The sequence below is a fragment of the Candidatus Goldiibacteriota bacterium genome (genome assembly GCA_016937715.1).
Classification (GTDB): domain Bacteria; phylum Oederibacteriota; class PGYV01; order PGYV01; family PGYV01; genus PGYV01.
The window spans coordinates 1-16,942 of the sequence record JAFGWA010000045.1; the positions used below are offsets into that span (position 1 = coordinate 1).

Consider the following 16,942-nt stretch of genomic DNA (forward strand, 5'->3'; position numbering starts at 1 on the left):
CTTACCCTGGTTATTAAGCACGGTAAATATTTCCATTATCTCTTTTTCGCTTTTGGAATCAAGGTTGCCCGTGGGTTCATCCGCGAAAATAATTTCCGGGTCATTAATCAGCGCGCGTGCTATTGCCGCCCTTTGTTTTTCGCCGCCGGACATTTCACCCGGCAGATTTTTAAGTTTTGTCCCCAGCCCCACACTTTCAAGCAGCTCTTTTGCCCTGTGTTCAAATATTTTTTTTCCGGAATAAACAAGCGGCATTGCCACATTTTCCTCAGCGCTGCTTCTGGGCAGCAGGTGAAACTGCTGAAATACAAAACCAATTTTATTCTGCCTTAACCGGGCGTATTCTTCATCGGTTAACCCCGCGGTCTCATTGCCTTCAAGCAGATATGAACCCGAATCCGGCTTATCAAGAAATCCAAGAAGGTGCATTAAAGTGGACTTACCGGAACCGGAAGGCCCCATAATTGCTACAAATTCACCCCTTTTGATGTCAATGGTGACGTCATTTAACGCCTGATATTCCATTTTTCCGGTTTTGTATATCTTTGAAATACCCTTAACAGATATCATATCTTAACGCCTTGCGCCGGGGCGTTTCGGCATAAAGGGGTTTGTTCCGGTGTTTTTATTTGAATCATTATACGCGGTATATCCGTTTTTAACGGTAAGAACGGTATCTTCGGCGGTTAACCCGGATTTTATTTCTATATAAGAACCGTCATCAATGCCCGTTACAACCTCTTTTCTTTTGGGTTTGTCCCCGCTTTTTATCATTACAAAGGAAACGCCGTCTTTTATTTTCACGGCATTGACAGGCAATGACAGCGCTGCTTTACTTTCAGATTTAATAATATTCACATTGGCGGTCATTCCCGACCTGAAGAAATCAGGAACCTTATCCGGTTTCACAAAAGTTTCATAAATAGATACGTTATTCATTACGCTTGATTCATAACTTATGTGATAAACACTGCCGGGAATTTCCGTGTCTGAATAAGCGTCAAGCGTTATCACGGCTTTCTGCCCCACTTTTACTTTTCCCACATCAGTCTCATCCACGGAAGTTTTAATAACAAGCCTGTCAGACAGTACAAATACCGCATCGCCCGAACCCACAGTCTGCCCCGGTTCCGACCCCCTTACTATTACAGTACCGTTTATGGGGGCGATAACAGAAATGGGCTTGTAAATTTCCTCCCATTTCTTTACGTTGTCTTCGCCCTGCGCGCGCGCGGCATCAAGCAATGCCGCCCTTTCAGAAGAACTCATAAGCGCAAGCACCTTTCCTTTTGATACAACATCGCCTTCTTTAACAAGCACCTTTTCTATCCTGCCAGCAATAGGCGGTTTTATTTCCAGCCTGTTCATCGGCTGAACAGCGCCTGTAGCGGAAATAATCACCGATATATCCCTTATTTCAGGGTATATTTCAGCCATTTGCGGCGCTTTTTTCCCGCTAAAAGGCTTTTTAACAATGATAAAACCGGCAATGATAATAACAATAACAGCCGCCGCTATAATTTTTCCTTTATTATTCAGCTTCATCTTCTAATTTCCTCCCTATTGTATTAAGCCACTGTGAATACGCTCCGTGATAAGAAGCAGCGGCGGCAAGCATGGATTTTCTTGAATTTACAAGGTCATCCTGTATCATAGCCCAGTTGTCAAATGTCATAAGGCCTGTCTGATATTGGGCATCCGCTATCTGCGCCCGTTCTTCAATCGCGGACGCGGATTTTTTCCTTACATTTACTTCATCCGCGGATGACTGCAGGTTTATAAATTTTTCCCTTAATTTAATCTCCATATCTTTGATTCCGTCATCAAGGGCTATCTGTGCGGTCTTTAGGTCAGACTCTGCCTGTGATAACGATGATAATTTATCAAGGCCTGACAGAATGGGAAGGCTTATATTTACGCCAAGAGACCAGTTCTCATTCTGCGGAAGCCAGGTGTCCCCGGACTTGCCATAACTTGCGGACGCCGAAACCGAAGGCAGAAACTGAGCCCTTGCAATAGCAACCCTGTGTTTTGCCGCTTCAAGATTTGCCTGATATTTTTTTATGTCCGATGTATTCATCGCTTCATTCTTAAAGTCCGGCAGTTGAACAGTAATAAAAGTTTCATCCTGCGGTTCCACGGTAAAATCGCTGTTTAATTCAGCCCCCATCTGCCTTGCCAGTTTTAACTTTGCCAGCACCAGAAGGTCTTTTGCCTGCCTGTAATCCGCTTCCGACTGGGCCATGGAAGCCTGCGCGTTTAAGAAAGCGCCCCTGTGTTCTTTGCCGGAATTATATTTTAACTCCACAAGTTCCAGCTGCTGCTTTCTTCTTTCCATTATAATTTCTGTAATGCCTTCAGCTTCCTGCTGTTTTGAAACCTCTATATACGCAAGTTTTAAATTATGTCGTACAAGCGCCGAAGCAGTGTCGTATTCCGCGCGCGCAGCCATAAGCGAAGCGTCTGACGCAAGTATGGAAAATATATTTCTTAACCCCTGAAAAATAACCTGCGAACCGGATATACTATAAGAATACCCTTCACCGCCGGCGTTTCTGCTGTATCCGGCGCCCGCGTTTACCGAAGGCAGTATGTTTGATATGGAAGAATTTTTTGCGGCCAGCGCCTTGTTAAGTTTCTCTTTTGCCGCGGCCAAATCCCCGCTGTTTGCAAGCGCGTTTTTCGCGCACTGCTGCCAAGAAATAACATCTGCCTGCAGCAACGCAGGAAAAATCAGAAAAGACAGAAGAACAAAACAGAATATTTTATTTTTCATATTATTACCTTTCATTGATTTATTTAATATTTAGACGTTTTTGTATGCTTCCCGGTTCCATCCGCTTTACTTATTATTACCTTTACAATATTACCATATCAAATTAAAATAATCATATGGATATTACATTTGTAATTGCAGGTTCTATCTTACAGTTATTGGCGCTTATCGGTTGCGTGGTTCCGGTCTTAATAGGGCCGCCTTTGGCTTACGCGGGCCTTTTATTCCTTCACTTTTCAAAGTACGGCGAATTTTCAACCGCTTTCCTTATTGTAGCGGGTATTCTTACCATTGCAGCATCCATACTTGACAATGTTTTTTCCATAATGGGCGCGAAACAGTTTGGCGGCAGCAAGCGTGCCATAATAGGAGCCGCGGCAGGTACTATTGCGGGAATTTTCCTGTTACCGCCCGTGGGAATGCTGCTGGGCGCTTTTATCGGTGCATTTATCGGGGAAATTTCTGCAGGAAAAGAAGTCTTAAAATCAGTTAAGGTCTCTTTTGGCACTTTTGTGGGTTTTATCGCGGGCATTGCCCTGAAACTTTCCGCCACTTTAATAATGCTGTTTTTCTTTGTACTGGAAATTATTAAGAACTGATAATTATCTTTTTGCCCCTTCGCCATCCTTGGTTTCAGCCGCCGCTATTTGAGGCGTGATATCCATTTTTAATAATTCCACTTTCTTGGCGTCGCTTTTAAGCACCGTAAAAGAAATATTTCCAAAATCGGCTTTTTCCCCTTTTTTGGGAACCCTGCCAAACAGCGCCATGACAAAACCGGCCACGGTATTTACATCTTCTTCAAGCGGAATATCTATGGATAAATCCCTGTTTAACCTTGTTATTTCGGCAAGCCCGTCCACTTCATATGAATTTTCCGCCAGTTTTCTGAACTGCGGTTCTTCTACGTCATATTCATCCTTTATTTCCCCCACTATTTCTTCAAGTATATCCTCTATGGTAATAAGCCCGGAAGTTCCTCCGAATTCATCCACAACAATCGCCATGTGCATCTTTCCCTTTTTAAACTCCTTAAAAAGTTCGCCTATGTTTTTTGATTCCGGGACAAAATAAGGCATTCTTATAAGGTCGTGAAAAATTATTAGCCCGCGGTTTTTAATCATGGTAAGCATGTCTTTAACATAAACTATACCCACAATATTATCGTAATTTTCCTTAAAGACAGGCACACGTGAATACCCGTCTTCAACAATAACATCAATTATTTTATCCACATCCCATGTTATATCAATACCCACCATTTTTGTCCTGGGCACCATTATATGTTTCACCTGGGTGTCCTTAATTTCAAGGATGTTCTGCATCATGGATTTTTCCTGTTCGTTTATGACTCCGGCTTCCATGCTGACGTCTATTACAGTATCAATATCTTTTCCGGAAATTACAGGTATGCTGGAAGAAGATTTGCCCCCCAGTATTTTAATAGTAAGGTTGCTTATCTTCACAAAAAGTTCGGTGATTGGTTTCAGTATCCTGTATAAAAAAACAATAGGCCCCACAAGCAGAAGCCCAAGTTTTTCGGTATTGTGAATGGCAAAAATTTTAGGCGTGATTTCGCCGAATATTATTATTATAAATGTTATTAAACCGGCGGTAAGGGTTGCAACCAGCGCCGCGTCAACGCCTGTGGCCTCTGAGAGTTTCATTGACAAAAAAGCGCCGATGGTGGAAGTGGTGATAGCCACAGCGTTTACGCATATGGAAAGCGTGGCCAGCAGTTTATTGGGGTCTGCCATCCAAACTTTTAAATATTTTGCCTTGGGGTGATTATTCTTAATGTGCGCTATTATTTTTATCCTGCTCATGCCTATTAACGCGGTTTCCGCGACTGACAGAGTGGCAGCAACAAAAAAAAGCAGAATTATTATATAAAGCTGAACCTGCGCTGCTATTTCCATTTAAACTCCTTTTTTTTTGAAAAATTCAAGGTACTTTTTTTCCTTAACATACATCTTTTTATAGTCGTTATATTTGATGTGGTCATATCCCATTATATGAAGCAGGCCGTGAATTAAAAGCCTTAAAATTTCCTCACTTAAGGTTATGCCAAGCTCCGCGGCGTCTGTCTTTGCGGTATCAACCGAAATATAAATATCGCCGCCGCTTCCGTTTTCAAAAGATATAACATCGGTTTTACTGTTTTTCATCCGGTAATTAAGGTTCATTTCTTTAATAAAAGCGTCGCTTACAAAGACTATATTCGCCTGTATATCCGGCTTTTTTTCCGCCAAGGCAATCTTTTCAGCCGCATTTAGGACATCAAATCCGGCTTTAATCTGTTTTTTATAAAAGACTTTTATCCCGGAATTACTTTTCATTTTTATCGTACTTTTCGTAGGCGTCCAGAATCCTTTTAACAACTTCCGCCCTGGATACATCTTCTGTCCCGAAATAAGAAAATTTTACATCCTGCATTCCCTGAAATATCTCTGTCGCGTGGATAAGCCCGGATTTTTTACCCACAGGCAGGTCAATCTGCGTGACGTCGCCGGTAATAACCAGTTTGGAATCATTGCCTGTCCTGGTTAAAAACATCTTCATCTGGTCCACAGTTGTGTTCTGCGCCTCGTCAAGTATCACAAAGGACTTATTTAAAGTCCTGCCCCTCATGTAAGCCAGCGGGGCCACTTCTATAATTTCGCTTTCCACCAGTTCGTGGAATATCCTTGGTTCTATCATGTCATAAATAGCGTCAAATAACGGCCTTAAATACGGGTCTATCTTTTCTTTTAAATCCCCGGGTAAAAAGCCAAGGTTTTCCCCCGCTTCCACCACCGGACGTACAAGCACAATTCTTTCCACCAGTTTTTCCCGAAGAAAATAAAGGCCCGCGGCAGTGGCAAGATAAGTCTTGCCGGTTCCCGCGGGCCCGATACCAAATACTATCTGATTGTCAAAAATTGACTGTATATAACTTTCCTGGTTCTTTGTCTTTGGCCTTACAAGGTCCCTTTTGCTTGAAACAAGCAGCCCGGTGCTTTTTGCATGCTTTATTTCGGGCTCTGACGGTATTTCCCTGCCGCCTGCTTTGTCATTTTCAACAGTCTCTTCAACCAGTAATCTGGAAACCGCTTTTCCGCCTTCCGCGTATTTCTTTAACCTTTCAATAACGCGTTCGGCGCGGCTTATGTCTTTTCTTCTGCCGTTGATAATAATCACGTCATTTCTGCCGACTATTTCAACGCCAAGAAGCCTTTCCATAAACCTAAGATTCTCATCAGCAATCCCATACAGGTTAAAGAGCGCTTCTTTGTGCATATTGACATTTATCTTTTTTGAATCAAGCAACTTTGGCCATCCGATTCAGGCTTAAAAAAATTAGTACCTTAAAGGCAGCGTCTTCCTTGCAGAAGTGTGCGGCTTGAAAGGCGGTGTGTCCATGGCTTTCTGCCTTGCGTCATTAACTTCAGCTTTGCTCCAGTCCTTTTTAACGATAAGTTCCTGGTCAACTTCAATTAAATCCGGATCTTCAATCTGATCCCTGTTTGCCTTAAAAAGAAGCGGCCACTGGAAATTGTCGGTGTAAATTCTGTTCATTGAAGAAATATCCCACAGAGTATCGCCTTTTTTTACAACATACTTCTGAACAGGAACTGCTGTAGGTACTGCTATTGCAGCTTCTTCTACATCCGCCGACGCCGATGTGTCTATAGCGTCTGTTGTGTCGGGCTTAACTGTCTGTTTAGCCGCGCACCCTACCGTGAAAACAAGTGCAAATGCAATTACCGCTAAAACCGCAAGTCTTAATACCTTCATGCTCTTACCTCCTCAAAATGATTTTGTCAGCCTTATACCATTATAGTCAGCTTTATTTTCATAACTTATATTAAAATCGTGTTGTAAATTACCGGTTCTTTCCGGCGGTTTATTCTGCGCGTTGTAAATCGCGTGCCATATTCCAAAAGCAAGGCCCGCTCCCGCGCCTGCAAGCGCGCCTATTCCGCCGCCCGCCGCAAATACCGCAATATTATTGCCTTCGCTATAAGGCGCAATAGCGGTTAACGCGCCGATAGCGGCTCCCGCGGAAAATCCTATTAAAGTGTCCACAGCAACAGTATTGGCAATTTCACCCGCGGATACAAGCGGGCAAAACACGGCTGCAATAATAAGAATCATTAACATTTTTTTCATGATTAATACTCCGCCGTAATAGCCATGGCAAAACCGTCACTGACGGGTATCTGCCTTATTGCGTGGCCTTTATATACTTTGCCTCTTAAATTTTCCGGCATAAAAAATTCCACAGTGGATAATATTATTCCGGATAACGCGCCTATTGCCGCGCCATAACCCGCGCCTTCAGAAATCTTTTCCGTCTGTTTAGTTGAAGCATAAGACAAAGCTCCTCCGGATGCGCCTATGGCGCTTCCAAGCAGCGTCCATACCGCGGTATTTATGCCATAATCATCTGAAGCGTAATACTTTTTTGTCTGTACCTGCGCTATTGAAAGAACCGATGCCAAAACCGCGCCTGAAACCGCGCCTATAATTGCCCCGTTTACAAGCGGGTTTATGTCCATGTTTTTTGTCTGCCCGTAACCTATAAGCCCGCAGCCGGCCCCTGCTATTGCGCCTTCAAAAAAGCCGCCTACAATATTCATTGCCGCCAGATTGCCCATTTCATAATTTACCGGCTCTGCTGCCTGAACCTGCTGCTTTGCTTTTGATTTATCAATCTTTATTTCTTCAACAAAAGCGCCGCCTTTATCGCCGGCTTTCTTTATGGCATCAAGCTTTTCCTGAACTTTTTCGTTAATTATGTCAACTGTACTGCCGCCGGCGGAATATGCCGGTATGTTTAAGGCAAAAACAAAAAAAGCCAGTAAAACATACAGTTTTTTCATAAAAATCCTTTTCCCTTTTTTAATAACATTACCCAACTATAAAAATCTTAACATAATATAGGCATATGTCAAGAGGTATAAGGTAAATGCCATATTTTAACGGGAAAAACAAACAGGGGGCGCCAAAAGCGCCCCCTGTTTAACCGTTTAAAGGAACTGTATTTATTCCTGAACTATTTTTATGTGAAGCTCTTTTAACTGTTTTAAGTCCACTTCTCCGGGAGCGTCGGTTAAAAGGCACTGCGCTTTCTGGGTTTTAGGAAACGCAATAACGTCCCTTATTGACTGGCTGCCGGTAAGTATCATAATAAGCCTGTCCAGCCCCAATGCCAGCCCGCCGTGAGGCGGCGCGCCGTATTCAAGCGCTTCAAGCAGAAATCCGAACTTCATCTTTGCGTCTTCTTCGTTTATTTTAAGCAGCGTGAAAATTTTGCTCTGAAGGTCGCGCCTGTGAATCCTTATGCTTCCCCCGCCTATCTCTGTGCCGTTTAATATCAGGTCATACGCTTTTGCCTTTGAATTTACAGGGTCAGTATCCAGCAGATGCGCGTCTTCATCCTTCACGGTTGTAAAGGGATGGTGGTTGGCATCAAGGCGGTTTTCCTGTTCATTAAACGCGAACATGGGGAAATCCGTCACCCACAGAAAGTTAAATTTATTCTCATCAATAAAGCCGTACTTTTTTCCTATGTGAAGCCTTACCCTGCTTAATACGTCATTGGCCGCCTCGAATTTATCGGCTATAAAGAACGTAATGTCGCCTTTTTCCACGTTCATCTCTTTCTTTATCATTTCTATCCTGTCATCGCCAAGGAATTTGACAATGGGAGATTCCGGTTTGTCAGCAAAACGTATCCACGCCATTCCGGAAGCGCCGCATTTCTGAGCGTAAGCCACAAGGTCATCAATCTCTTTTCTTGAAAGCTTTTCTCCCGCGCCTTTAAAGTTTATGGATTTTACCACGCCGCCTTTTTCAATTACCCCGGCAAACACTTTAAAATCCGACCCTTTAAAAATATCAGACACGGTTTTCAAATGCATTTCAAACCGGGTGTCCGGTTTGTCATTGCCGTATTTTTCCATGGCTTCATCATAAGGCATTTTTGTAAAGTGGCCGCTTAAGTTTGTGCCTTTAACTCCGTTAAAAACATTCTGCACAATGCCTTCCGTTACATCCATAACATCCTGTTCATCCACAAAAGACATTTCAAGGTCTATCTGCGTGAATTCCGGCTGGCGGTCAGCCCTTAAGTCTTCATCCCTGAAACACTTTACAATCTGATAGTATTTATCCAGGCCCGATACCATAAGAATCTGTTTTAAGGTCTGCGGCGACTGGGGCAGAGCAAAGAACTTACCTTCATTCACCCTGCTGGGTACAAGGTAATCCCTTGCGCCTTCGGGGGTGCTTTTTATAAGCATGGGTGTTTCTACTTCAATAAATCCGGCGTTGTTAAGATAGTTACGCGTAATTTCGCACACTTTGTGCCTTATTATAAGGTTCTTCTGTATCTTGGGCCTTCTTAAATCAAGATACCTGTACTGAAGGCGTATCTCTTCGCTTACTTCCGCGTCGTCTTCAATCATAAAAGGCAGGCTTTTGGATTCATTTAACACTTCAAGTTTTTCCGCCAGCACTTCTATCATTCCCGTGGGAATCCTTTTGTTCTGTGTGCCTTCCGGCCTTAAACGTACTTTACCTGTTATCGCAAGCACAAATTCACTTCTTAATTTATGCGCATTTTCATGCAAAGCCGCGTCCGCTTCCGGATCAAAGACCACCTGTACTATGCCCGTCCTGTCGCGCATATCAAAAAATATTACTCCGCCGTGGTCGCGCCTTGTTCCAAGCCACGCGTTTATGGAAACCTGCTGCCCTATCTGCTTTTCGTTAATTTCACCGCAATAAACCGACCTTTTTATCATTGCTTATCCACTTCCTTTTTAAATTGAAAAGACGGCACCGCCTTACAGCGGGTCCGTCTTTTATTATTATTTTAAATTACAGTTAATAATCAGAATTTATACGAATACATCAGGGACGGCGCGTAAGATTCCTGCTGAAGCCTGAATTCCAGATTGTGTTCTTTGTTGTACTGTTCCGCGGCAGGCCCTGCAAGCACTATATCCGCAAGCCACGTTCCAAGAAACATCGCGATTCCAAAAGCAAATACAAGGGCTCCGCCCCTTCTTACTTCATCTAAATTGCCGCCGTAAATGCGCAGCATTTCAGGGTTAGTATTCTGGATATATCCAAAGGTCATTGCGCCTATTGATAATATCTCTATTCCGGTAAATAAAAGCCCCATTTTATAATTTTCGCTGTAAAACTGCCCCCATCCGTGGACTAAAAGCCCGGGTCCAAAAGCAACAACAGTTGCCAAAATAGGGTCTTTTGGTTCAATTACCACTTCGTCAATTACATAATCATTTGCCGCGAAAATCGCGGAAGCCGGAACAAAAAGAATAGTAAGCGCAAGAAACAGCGCGACAGCGCGTCTTTTCATAAAATCCTCCTGAAATTAAATAATTGACAACCAAAATAACACGAAAAAAAACAATAGTCAACCCGTTTTAGCGTTGGTTTTAAGCTTATTCGTTATCCTTGCTGCCAAAATCATACATTGCCTGTATGTGAAAATTATACTCTTCCGTTGAAATTTCATTTTTTATTTCCGATGATTCAAGATACAAAAATCCCGGAGCATAATCTTCTATTATTTTTATGTAAAGCCTTGCCTGTTTGGTATTTGGATTAGTGTCAATCTGCCATGCTTCAACAGTAATTTTGGACTTATAGTCGCCAAGGTCATAAGTTCTGGTTTCATTGTCCGAAAAATGAGGCGTAAGGGTATCCCCCTTAATCATATAAGCTTCCCACCAGTAAGGATGTTCAATTACAACCCTTACCGACCTTTTTCCTTTACATCCAACGCCCATAAAAGCAATAAGCAAGAGCGCTATAAAAAGCAGAAATAATTTTTTATACATAAAAAATCCTCCATATTGACCGTTTTAATTACCCGTTTTAATATGAAAACACAGCCAAAGTATTTTGTCAAGTTTGATTTTTAAAATGGATATTATAATTAACCCATATCAAAAAATGCAAGCAGGCATAAAAATTCATATCTGACTTTCCCGGAAACCGCAGATAAAAAAGTAACTTATTTTATTTTTGTTAAACCGGCAGTTTATACCGTGTTTTAATCATAATTAATGATATTTTAAATTTAATCTATCGGTATACCCTTGTCACAATCTTCCCGTTATGCAGTGTACCTGTATCCTTAAATGCCACATACGGCACTCCGTTATAAACATTTAACGACGGGAAAATTGCGCTGCTGGTGCTTATATTATCGTTGAAAATGCCGCCTATCTGGTTCCATGAAGTGCCGTTCCATGCAAACGCCTTGCCTGAATTGGAAGATGAAACATCCGTAAAGGCCACATTAATAGTTCCCTGATATATATCATACGAAAGGGATATATCCGCTGCCTCTACATTATTTACAATTCCGCCCACAGGCGACCATGCCCCCCCGCTTGACCTTATAACCTGTACGGGATAAGGGCTCTGCGGAGCAGCGTAAGCAAGGTATAAATAACCGCCGCCGTATACCATGTCTATATTGCATCCGGTGCGCGCGGTAATTGTGGTGCCAACCTGCGACCAGGACGTGCCGTTGTACGTCATTACTTCCACTTTACCAAGAACATTTCCGGTTTCTTCCTGGCACGCCACATAAGGCACCTCGCCAGATGCTACAACAACGTCCGTATCTTTTACCGCAACCGTGTTGAATCCCGAAAGGCCGACAAGCGACCATGCGCTTCCCTGCCCTGTCTTAAGCGAAGCTTTCCCCGCGGCAGCCCCATATTCATCCCTATATGAGATATACTGGCTTGTGCTGCTGTAAACAAAAATATCCGGATAATTTGCATTGCCGTCCGATATCTGATATTCCCCCTGCCAGGTTGTGGCAAGCCGTCTTTTAAAGTATACTTTACCAAGCTGCGCGTAAGCACAGTACATATCTCCGGAGCTTAATTCCATGCTTGGGTAGGAAGCCGCATCAGAAGATATTCCGTCGCCCGCCGTGGTCCAATTAAATCCATTATGATACTTTGCGCTTAATTTTCCGCCCTGCGCGCCGTCAATATATAAAAGGTAGAACTGCGAACTGTAATTTCTTAAAACCGGCATGCCGCCCATATCTGAACTTACGGGATTTGTCCCAAAATCAGCCCATACAGGCAGAGGAGTTGCCGTCAAAGTGACGGTTACCGTGGCAGTGGGCGTGATTGTGATTGTGGCTGTTAAAGTGGGTGTTTCTTCTATTGTATCTGTAAGAGTCGGTGTATTTGTCATTGTAACCGATAAAGTCCCCGTAGCTGTCTGTGTCACCGTAAAAGTATAGGTGTTTTCCGGGACAGTCCGTGTTACCGTGGCAGTCGCGCTTGGCGTTGAGGAAAGTATGATATCGGTTGCTGTTAATGTTGCCGTGGCAGTAGCGCTTGGTGTTGAGGAGAGTATGATGTCGGTTGCGGTTAAAGTTGCCGTGGCAGTCACGCTTGGTGTTGAGGACAGTATAATATCGGTCGCGGTTAAAGTCGCCGTAGCAGTCCATGTGTTTTCCGGAAGGGTTGATGTAACAGTAACAGTTGCGTCCGATTCTGTAATTGTAACAGTCGGGGTTGCGGTTAATGTACCCAAAGCAGTTTCAGTTACAGTAGCTGAAGCAGTAGGGGCTGTGGGTTCGGCCGAAGGGGCGGTTGGGCTTGCTTTTTTACTGCAGGATATAAAAACAAAAATAAAAATTACGGATAACAACACAAGCAATTGCTTTTTTTTCATAAACCCTCCTGTAATTGCGGGCACTTCCCTTTAATGACCATTTTTATAATTATATTCGGATTAATAATGAATTCAAGGGAAAATTTCAAGAAATTTTTTGCAGGCTTAACCGAAAAATTTCATTACCACAGAAATTAAACGCCGGATTCCTGTATATAATTTTTAATATAGCTGATAATATCATTTGCCGCGTCAGATAGCAGCCCTTTAATGGCATCAGAATGATATTTTTCCCCGGAAGGCATGCCTTTATCAACGGTTATTTCCGCCACAGGCATCCTTGTTTTTACATCTATAAATTCCACTTTCATCTTGGCATTTACGTCTTTTACATTTCCCACTCTCATAAAATAATAGTAAACATTCAAACCCTGTGATTTAATTTCCTGAATTGAAACATGGATAAGCAGGTCAGCGTCTCTGATGCCTTTTTTGTATTCTAAAACAACCGGAAAAACTTTCTGTTCTATAAGGCCGTCTTTAATAAGCCATTTAATGCCGTTTATTTCTCCGCCGGAAGGCACATAATAACTGTCATCCGCTTTTGTAACAAGAATAACGGCTGTTTTATAAAAACTTTTTCCCTTTTTATATCTGCTTGTTTCATAAACTCCGGCCGGAATGCCGGCGCATCCGTTAAGTAGTAGCGCCGCTAAAACTGCCGGGATTATGGTTTTTACCGCAAAATTCATCCGCCCTCCCGCAATAATCAAGACCGCATAATCTAAACATTAAACTTAAAGTACACTATGTCCCCGTCCTGCATTATGTAATCCCTGCCTTCGCTTCTTACAAGGCCTTTTTCTTTCATCTTTAAATCATCTTTTACATCCTTAAACTCTTCAAACTTCATAACTTCCGCGCGTATAAATCCCCTTTGAATATCGGAGTGTATTTTGCCCGCAGCTTCTTCCGCCCTGGAATTGCGCAGAATAGGCCAGGCGCGGCATTCGTCCGCACCGGACGTGAAAAACGTTATTAAATCCAGCAGATTGTAAGCATGCGTGATAAATTCGTCAAAACCTTTATATTCAAACCCAAGCTCTTTTAAGTAGTCCGCGCGTTCTTCTTCGCCCAATTCCATCATTTCTGATTCTATCCTGGCGGAAATTACCGCGTATTCGGCTTTTCTCTTTTTTATGTAATCGGTTAATTCCGGAAAGTTCTTTTCAAAGTTTTCTATTTTGTCCTCATCCGTGTTTAAGACATATAACATGGGCTTTAAAGTCATAAGGCCAAGCTCTTTAACCTGAAGTCTTTCTTCCGGTGTAAGCCCTATCGAGGACGCGGGCATGCCTTTTTCAAGAGTGTCTTTTACTTTTCTAAGCGCTTCAAATTTCTTTAACGCTTCTTTATCATTGCCGGATTTTGCAGCCCTTTCATATTTCTGAAAGCCTTTTGTAACGCTTTCAAGGTCGGCAAGCATAAGTTCTGTTTCTATTGTTTCAATGTCGCCTATGGGGTCAAGCTTACCTGTGGTGCGCACCACATTCTGGTCGGTAAATACCCTAACCACGTGCGCTATAGCGTCCACTTCCCTTATGTTGCCAAGAAATTTATTGCCAAGGCCTTCGCCTTTGCTTGCGCCTTTCACAAGGCCGGCGATATCAACAAATTTAAATGTAGCGGGAACCAGTTTTGTTTTCCCGTCATTGTAAAGGTTAAATAAAAAATCAAGGCGTTTGTCCGGAACCGCCACTATCCCCACATTGGGTTCAATTGTGCAGAATTCATAATTGGCAACCTGGGCGCCTTTTGTCTTTGTAAGTACGTTAAACGTTGTGGACTTTCCCACATTGGGCAGCCCTACTATTCCTACTTCCATTATAATACCTCCGGATAATCTGCCAAAAAAACAGGCGTACTTGCGTATAAATGCGTGTTAATGAAAAAGGGCCGGTTTGCACCGGCCCTTTTTCTATTACTTACGGAAATAAATCCCGTTTATTTCTTTTTGCCTTTGCCGCTAACCGCTTTTGCAACTTCATCAGCTACTCCGCTGTCATCAGACCTTTTGGAGAAGAACAGGGCTGTGCCGATAATTGCAAGGCAGATTACAACAACTGCTATAACTCCCGCGTTATATCCGGGATTCTTGATGATAAGAGGCGCTATAAGGATAGCCACAAGGTTCATAACCTTGATAAGCGGGTTTAACGCCGGTCCTGCTGTATCTTTGAACGGGTCGCCTACTGTGTCGCCGATAACCGCTGCTTTGTGAGCATCGGAACCTTTGCCGCCGTAATTTCCCTGTTCAATGAATTTCTTGGCATTGTCCCATGCGCCGCCCGAATTGGACAGGTACACGGCAAGAAGCTGTCCGACAACGATAACGCCGGCCAGATATCCGCCAAGGCCTTCAGCCTTAAATAAGAAACCAACTATAACAGGCATAAGAAGAGCGATAAGCCCCGGTCCGACAAGTTCTTTTAAAGCCGCTGTTGTACAGATGTCAACAACTTTGCCGTATTCCGGTTTCGCCTTTCCTGTCATAATGCCCTTAATTTCCTTAAACTGCCTGCGCACTTCATTAACAACAAGGAACGCCGCCCTTCCAACAGCCCTGATTAAAAGCGAGCTGAACAGGAACGGTACCGCGCCGCCGACAAGCAATCCGATAAGAACCATAGGGCTGCTTATGTCAATGTAATGCATTCCGGTGATTTCTTTGTAAGAACCAAAAAGCGATACAGCCGCGATAACAGCAGTCGCGATTGCAAAACCTTTTGTGATAGCCTTTGTAGAATTACCAACAGCGTCAAGTTCATCAAGAACCTTACGCGCCTTTTCAGGAAGCTTTGCCATTTCGCCAACGCCCTGAGCGTTGTCAGAAATAGGACCGTATGTGTCTTCAGCAACAATGATACCCGTTATTGTCAACATACCAAGTCCAAGAAGGGATACACCGTAAAGTGTCTGTTCAACAATAAGAATTCCTTCGCCTATCGGGTTGATGGCGAATACAAGTATTGAAGAAGCAATTGCCACAGCGATGGAAAGGATTGCCCATACGCTGCTTTCCATTCCTTCAGCAGTTCCGGAAAGGATTGTTGTTGCAGGGCCTGTAAGGGTCGCTTTCGCGATTTCCTGAACAGGTTTGGTTTCTGTTGAAGTAAAGTATTCCGTCATTGCGGAAATAGCAAATGACAGGAAGATACCGATTGTGGTGATTCCAAAAAGCTTCCACGCCAGGACTATATGGGCGTTCGGGTTTGCCACAAGAACATTTGCCCACTTTGCGTCCGTGGACATGATGTTAAAGATGCTTCCCTGTACATACATTATTGTAAGCACTGCGAAACCGATGATTGAAAGAACTGAAGAAACCATAAAGCCCCTGTTGATAGGCCTCATAGCCGGTTCGTTGTCATTTTTTGCCCTTACAAAATATGTTCCGATGATTGAAGTGATAACACCGACAGCGCGGAGAAGAAGCGGGAAAATAACACCCATGTTTCCGAATACTGTGGCGCCAAGAACCATGGAAGCAACAAGAGTTACTTCGTATGATTCAAATATGTCTGCTGCCATACCCGCGCAATCGCCTACGTTGTCGCCAACGTTGTCCGCGATTGTAGCCGCGTTCCTGGGATCGTCTTCAGGTATGTTCTTTTCTACTTTACCTACAAGGTCAGCACCAACGTCAGCTGCCTTTGTGTATATTCCGCCGCCTACCCTCATGAACATGGCAAGCAAGCATCCGCCGAAGCCGAATCCTACAAGGACTTCGGAAAGGTTTTCTTTATAGATAAGGAATATTGTTGTCGCGCCAAGAAGGCCAAGTCCGATTGTGAACATACCTGCAATAGCGCCTGTCCTGAACGCGATTGTAAGCGCTTCCACTTTGCCTTTTAAAGATGCCGCTGCAACCCTTACGTTTCCTTTTACTGCCATTCTCATTCCCATGAATCCTGTAAGAGCCGATGCTGTTGCACCAAGTACAAAAGCAATTGCCCTTCCGAGGTTTACCGCCGGGTCTGCCGCAGTACCTGTGAAATAAAGAACCACTGCCAGAACTACAACAAGTAATGCAACTGTCTTAAACTGCCTTGCAAGATACGCGTTTGCGCCTTCCATGATCGCGTTATTGATTTCGATCATTTTGGCTGTTCCTGAATCTTTTGCAGTAATTTCTTTCATAAGAATAAATCCGTACACAATTGCCACAAGAGCGATGCCCCAGATGATCCAGATCATGTTGAGTTCTGAACCTGTCAACGGGCTTAGTGCGATGTTTTCCATCTGTTCCTCCTTCATGAAGTATAGTGTTTATAAAACACAGTTTTAGCGCAGAAAAACACTTTCGGAGTATTTTACAGAAAAAATTGATTTTGTAAAGGGGTTTTTATGAAGATGTCAACGCAAAATAGAAATGTCCTATTTTCTGCAAAATAGAAATGTCCGGTTTTCAAAGTACAGCCTGCCAAGAATCCCCGGTTA

18 protein-coding genes are annotated in these 16,942 nt (G+C 43.2%); 2 read left to right on the forward strand and 16 right to left on the reverse strand.

Translation table 11 applies throughout. The features are described 5' to 3' along the window. From JXR81_04995 to JXR81_05005, 3 genes are all read right to left on the reverse strand, one after another. On the reverse strand, positions 1 to 570 hold a 570-nt coding region (locus JXR81_04995; protein ID MBN2754206.1), incomplete at its 3' end, for an ABC transporter ATP-binding protein. A 3-nt stretch (positions 571 to 573) separates the two neighbouring features. Next, complete coding sequence (locus JXR81_05000; GenBank protein ID MBN2754207.1) at positions 574 to 1,539, reverse strand: efflux RND transporter periplasmic adaptor subunit; 966 nt, start codon at positions 1,537 to 1,539, stop codon at positions 574 to 576. Beyond that, the gene (locus JXR81_05005) at positions 1,532 to 2,791 is read right to left on the reverse strand and encodes a TolC family protein (GenBank protein MBN2754208.1); all 1,260 of its coding nucleotides are present in this window, start codon (positions 2,789 to 2,791) and stop codon (positions 1,532 to 1,534) included. The genes JXR81_05000 and JXR81_05005 overlap by 8 nt, the downstream gene beginning before the upstream one ends. Before the next feature lie 101 nt (positions 2,792 to 2,892). On the opposite strand from JXR81_05005, the gene JXR81_05010 reads away from it, so the two are divergent. Beyond that, positions 2,893 to 3,375 carry a DUF456 domain-containing protein gene (locus JXR81_05010; protein ID MBN2754209.1) on the forward strand — a complete coding sequence of 161 codons (483 nt, stop codon included), beginning with the start codon at positions 2,893 to 2,895 and terminating at the stop codon, positions 3,373 to 3,375. A 3-nt stretch (positions 3,376 to 3,378) separates the two neighbouring features. On the opposite strand, the gene JXR81_05015 is transcribed toward JXR81_05010, so the two are convergent. The 10 genes from JXR81_05015 to JXR81_05060 all read right to left on the reverse strand — a co-directional run bounded on the left by JXR81_05015 (position 3,379) and on the right by JXR81_05060 (position 12,016). Next, complete coding sequence (locus tag JXR81_05015; protein ID MBN2754210.1) at positions 3,379 to 4,695, reverse strand: HlyC/CorC family transporter; 1,317 nt, start codon at positions 4,693 to 4,695, stop codon at positions 3,379 to 3,381. Continuing rightward, entirely contained in the window at positions 4,696 to 5,115 is a 420-nt protein-coding gene (gene ybeY, locus JXR81_05020) for an rRNA maturation RNase YbeY (protein MBN2754211.1), read from the reverse strand. Then, entirely contained in the window at positions 5,105 to 6,055 is a 951-nt protein-coding gene (locus JXR81_05025) for a PhoH family protein (GenBank protein MBN2754212.1), read from the reverse strand. Before JXR81_05025 ends, ybeY begins: the two co-directional genes overlap by 11 nt. Positions 6,056 to 6,115: 60 nt before the next feature. Beyond that, complete coding sequence (locus JXR81_05030) at positions 6,116 to 6,553, reverse strand: LysM peptidoglycan-binding domain-containing protein (GenBank protein MBN2754213.1); 438 nt, start codon at positions 6,551 to 6,553, stop codon at positions 6,116 to 6,118. A 12-nt stretch (positions 6,554 to 6,565) separates the two neighbouring features. Next, on the reverse strand, positions 6,566 to 6,928 hold the full coding sequence (locus JXR81_05035; protein MBN2754214.1) for a hypothetical protein: 363 nt from the start codon (positions 6,926 to 6,928) through the stop codon (positions 6,566 to 6,568). Positions 6,929 to 6,930: 2 nt separating this feature from the next. Further along, positions 6,931 to 7,641: a hypothetical protein gene (locus tag JXR81_05040; GenBank protein MBN2754215.1), complete on the reverse strand. Its 711-nt coding sequence runs from the start codon at positions 7,639 to 7,641 to the stop codon at positions 6,931 to 6,933. A gap of 162 nt (positions 7,642 to 7,803) precedes the next feature. Then, the gene (gene aspS / locus JXR81_05045) at positions 7,804 to 9,567 is read right to left on the reverse strand and encodes an aspartate--tRNA ligase (GenBank protein MBN2754216.1); all 1,764 of its coding nucleotides are present in this window, start codon (positions 9,565 to 9,567) and stop codon (positions 7,804 to 7,806) included. An 89-nt stretch (positions 9,568 to 9,656) separates the two neighbouring features. After that, positions 9,657 to 10,148, reverse strand: coding sequence for a hypothetical protein (locus tag JXR81_05050; protein MBN2754217.1), 492 nt, complete (start codon positions 10,146 to 10,148; stop codon positions 9,657 to 9,659). A gap of 85 nt (positions 10,149 to 10,233) precedes the next feature. After that, on the reverse strand, positions 10,234 to 10,632 hold the full coding sequence (locus JXR81_05055) for a hypothetical protein (GenBank protein ID MBN2754218.1): 399 nt from the start codon (positions 10,630 to 10,632) through the stop codon (positions 10,234 to 10,236). A gap of 247 nt (positions 10,633 to 10,879) precedes the next feature. Further along, positions 10,880 to 12,016 carry a hypothetical protein gene (locus tag JXR81_05060; GenBank protein ID MBN2754219.1) on the reverse strand — a complete coding sequence of 379 codons (1,137 nt, stop codon included), beginning with the start codon at positions 12,014 to 12,016 and terminating at the stop codon, positions 10,880 to 10,882. Between the two features lie 49 nt (positions 12,017 to 12,065). On the opposite strand from JXR81_05060, the gene JXR81_05065 reads away from it, so the two are divergent. After that, positions 12,066 to 12,536 (forward strand): hypothetical protein, encoded by a 471-nt coding sequence (locus JXR81_05065; GenBank protein MBN2754220.1) that lies wholly within the window; start codon positions 12,066 to 12,068, stop codon positions 12,534 to 12,536. A 100-nt stretch (positions 12,537 to 12,636) separates the two neighbouring features. Here JXR81_05065 and JXR81_05070 read toward each other — a convergent pair whose 3' ends face one another. The 3 genes from JXR81_05070 to JXR81_05080 form a co-directional block, all read right to left on the reverse strand. Continuing rightward, positions 12,637 to 13,194: a hypothetical protein gene (locus tag JXR81_05070; protein MBN2754221.1), complete on the reverse strand. Its 558-nt coding sequence runs from the start codon at positions 13,192 to 13,194 to the stop codon at positions 12,637 to 12,639. A 32-nt stretch (positions 13,195 to 13,226) separates the two neighbouring features. Next, a complete protein-coding gene (ychF, locus tag JXR81_05075) occupies positions 13,227 to 14,327 on the reverse strand; it encodes a redox-regulated ATPase YchF (protein ID MBN2754222.1) in 1,101 nt (366 codons plus the stop codon). Positions 14,328 to 14,446: 119 nt separating this feature from the next. Then, on the reverse strand, positions 14,447 to 16,744 hold the full coding sequence (locus JXR81_05080) for a sodium-translocating pyrophosphatase (GenBank protein MBN2754223.1): 2,298 nt from the start codon (positions 16,742 to 16,744) through the stop codon (positions 14,447 to 14,449). Positions 16,745 to 16,942 lie beyond the last annotated feature (198 nt).

Bases quoted from the DNA above. Each gene is read 5' to 3' on its own strand.
- JXR81_05005 (MBN2754208.1), bottom strand. From the start codon at position 2,791: ATGAAAGGTAATAATATGAAAAATAAAATATTCTGTTTTGTTCTTCTG.
- JXR81_05010 (MBN2754209.1), top strand. From the start codon at position 2,893: ATGGATATTACATTTGTAATTGCAGGTTCTATCTTACAGTTATTGGCG.
- JXR81_05015 (MBN2754210.1), bottom strand. From the start codon at position 4,695: ATGGAAATAGCAGCGCAGGTTCAGCTTTATATAATAATTCTGCTTTTT.
- ybeY (MBN2754211.1), bottom strand. From the start codon at position 5,115: ATGAAAAGTAATTCCGGGATAAAAGTCTTTTATAAAAAACAGATTAAA.
- JXR81_05025 (MBN2754212.1), bottom strand. From the start codon at position 6,055: ATGCACAAAGAAGCGCTCTTTAACCTGTATGGGATTGCTGATGAGAAT.
- JXR81_05030 (MBN2754213.1), bottom strand. From the start codon at position 6,553: ATGAAGGTATTAAGACTTGCGGTTTTAGCGGTAATTGCATTTGCACTT.
- JXR81_05035 (MBN2754214.1), bottom strand. From the start codon at position 6,928: ATGAAAAAAATGTTAATGATTCTTATTATTGCAGCCGTGTTTTGCCCG.
- JXR81_05040 (MBN2754215.1), bottom strand. From the start codon at position 7,641: ATGAAAAAACTGTATGTTTTACTGGCTTTTTTTGTTTTTGCCTTAAAC.
- aspS (MBN2754216.1), bottom strand. From the start codon at position 9,567: ATGATAAAAAGGTCGGTTTATTGCGGTGAAATTAACGAAAAGCAGATA.
- JXR81_05050 (MBN2754217.1), bottom strand. From the start codon at position 10,148: ATGAAAAGACGCGCTGTCGCGCTGTTTCTTGCGCTTACTATTCTTTTT.
- JXR81_05055 (MBN2754218.1), bottom strand. From the start codon at position 10,632: ATGTATAAAAAATTATTTCTGCTTTTTATAGCGCTCTTGCTTATTGCT.
- JXR81_05060 (MBN2754219.1), bottom strand. From the start codon at position 12,016: ATGACAAATACACCGACTCTTACAGATACAATAGAAGAAACACCCACT.
- JXR81_05070 (MBN2754221.1), bottom strand. From the start codon at position 13,194: ATGAATTTTGCGGTAAAAACCATAATCCCGGCAGTTTTAGCGGCGCTA.
- ychF (MBN2754222.1), bottom strand. From the start codon at position 14,327: ATGGAAGTAGGAATAGTAGGGCTGCCCAATGTGGGAAAGTCCACAACG.
- JXR81_05080 (MBN2754223.1), bottom strand. From the start codon at position 16,744: ATGGAAAACATCGCACTAAGCCCGTTGACAGGTTCAGAACTCAACATG.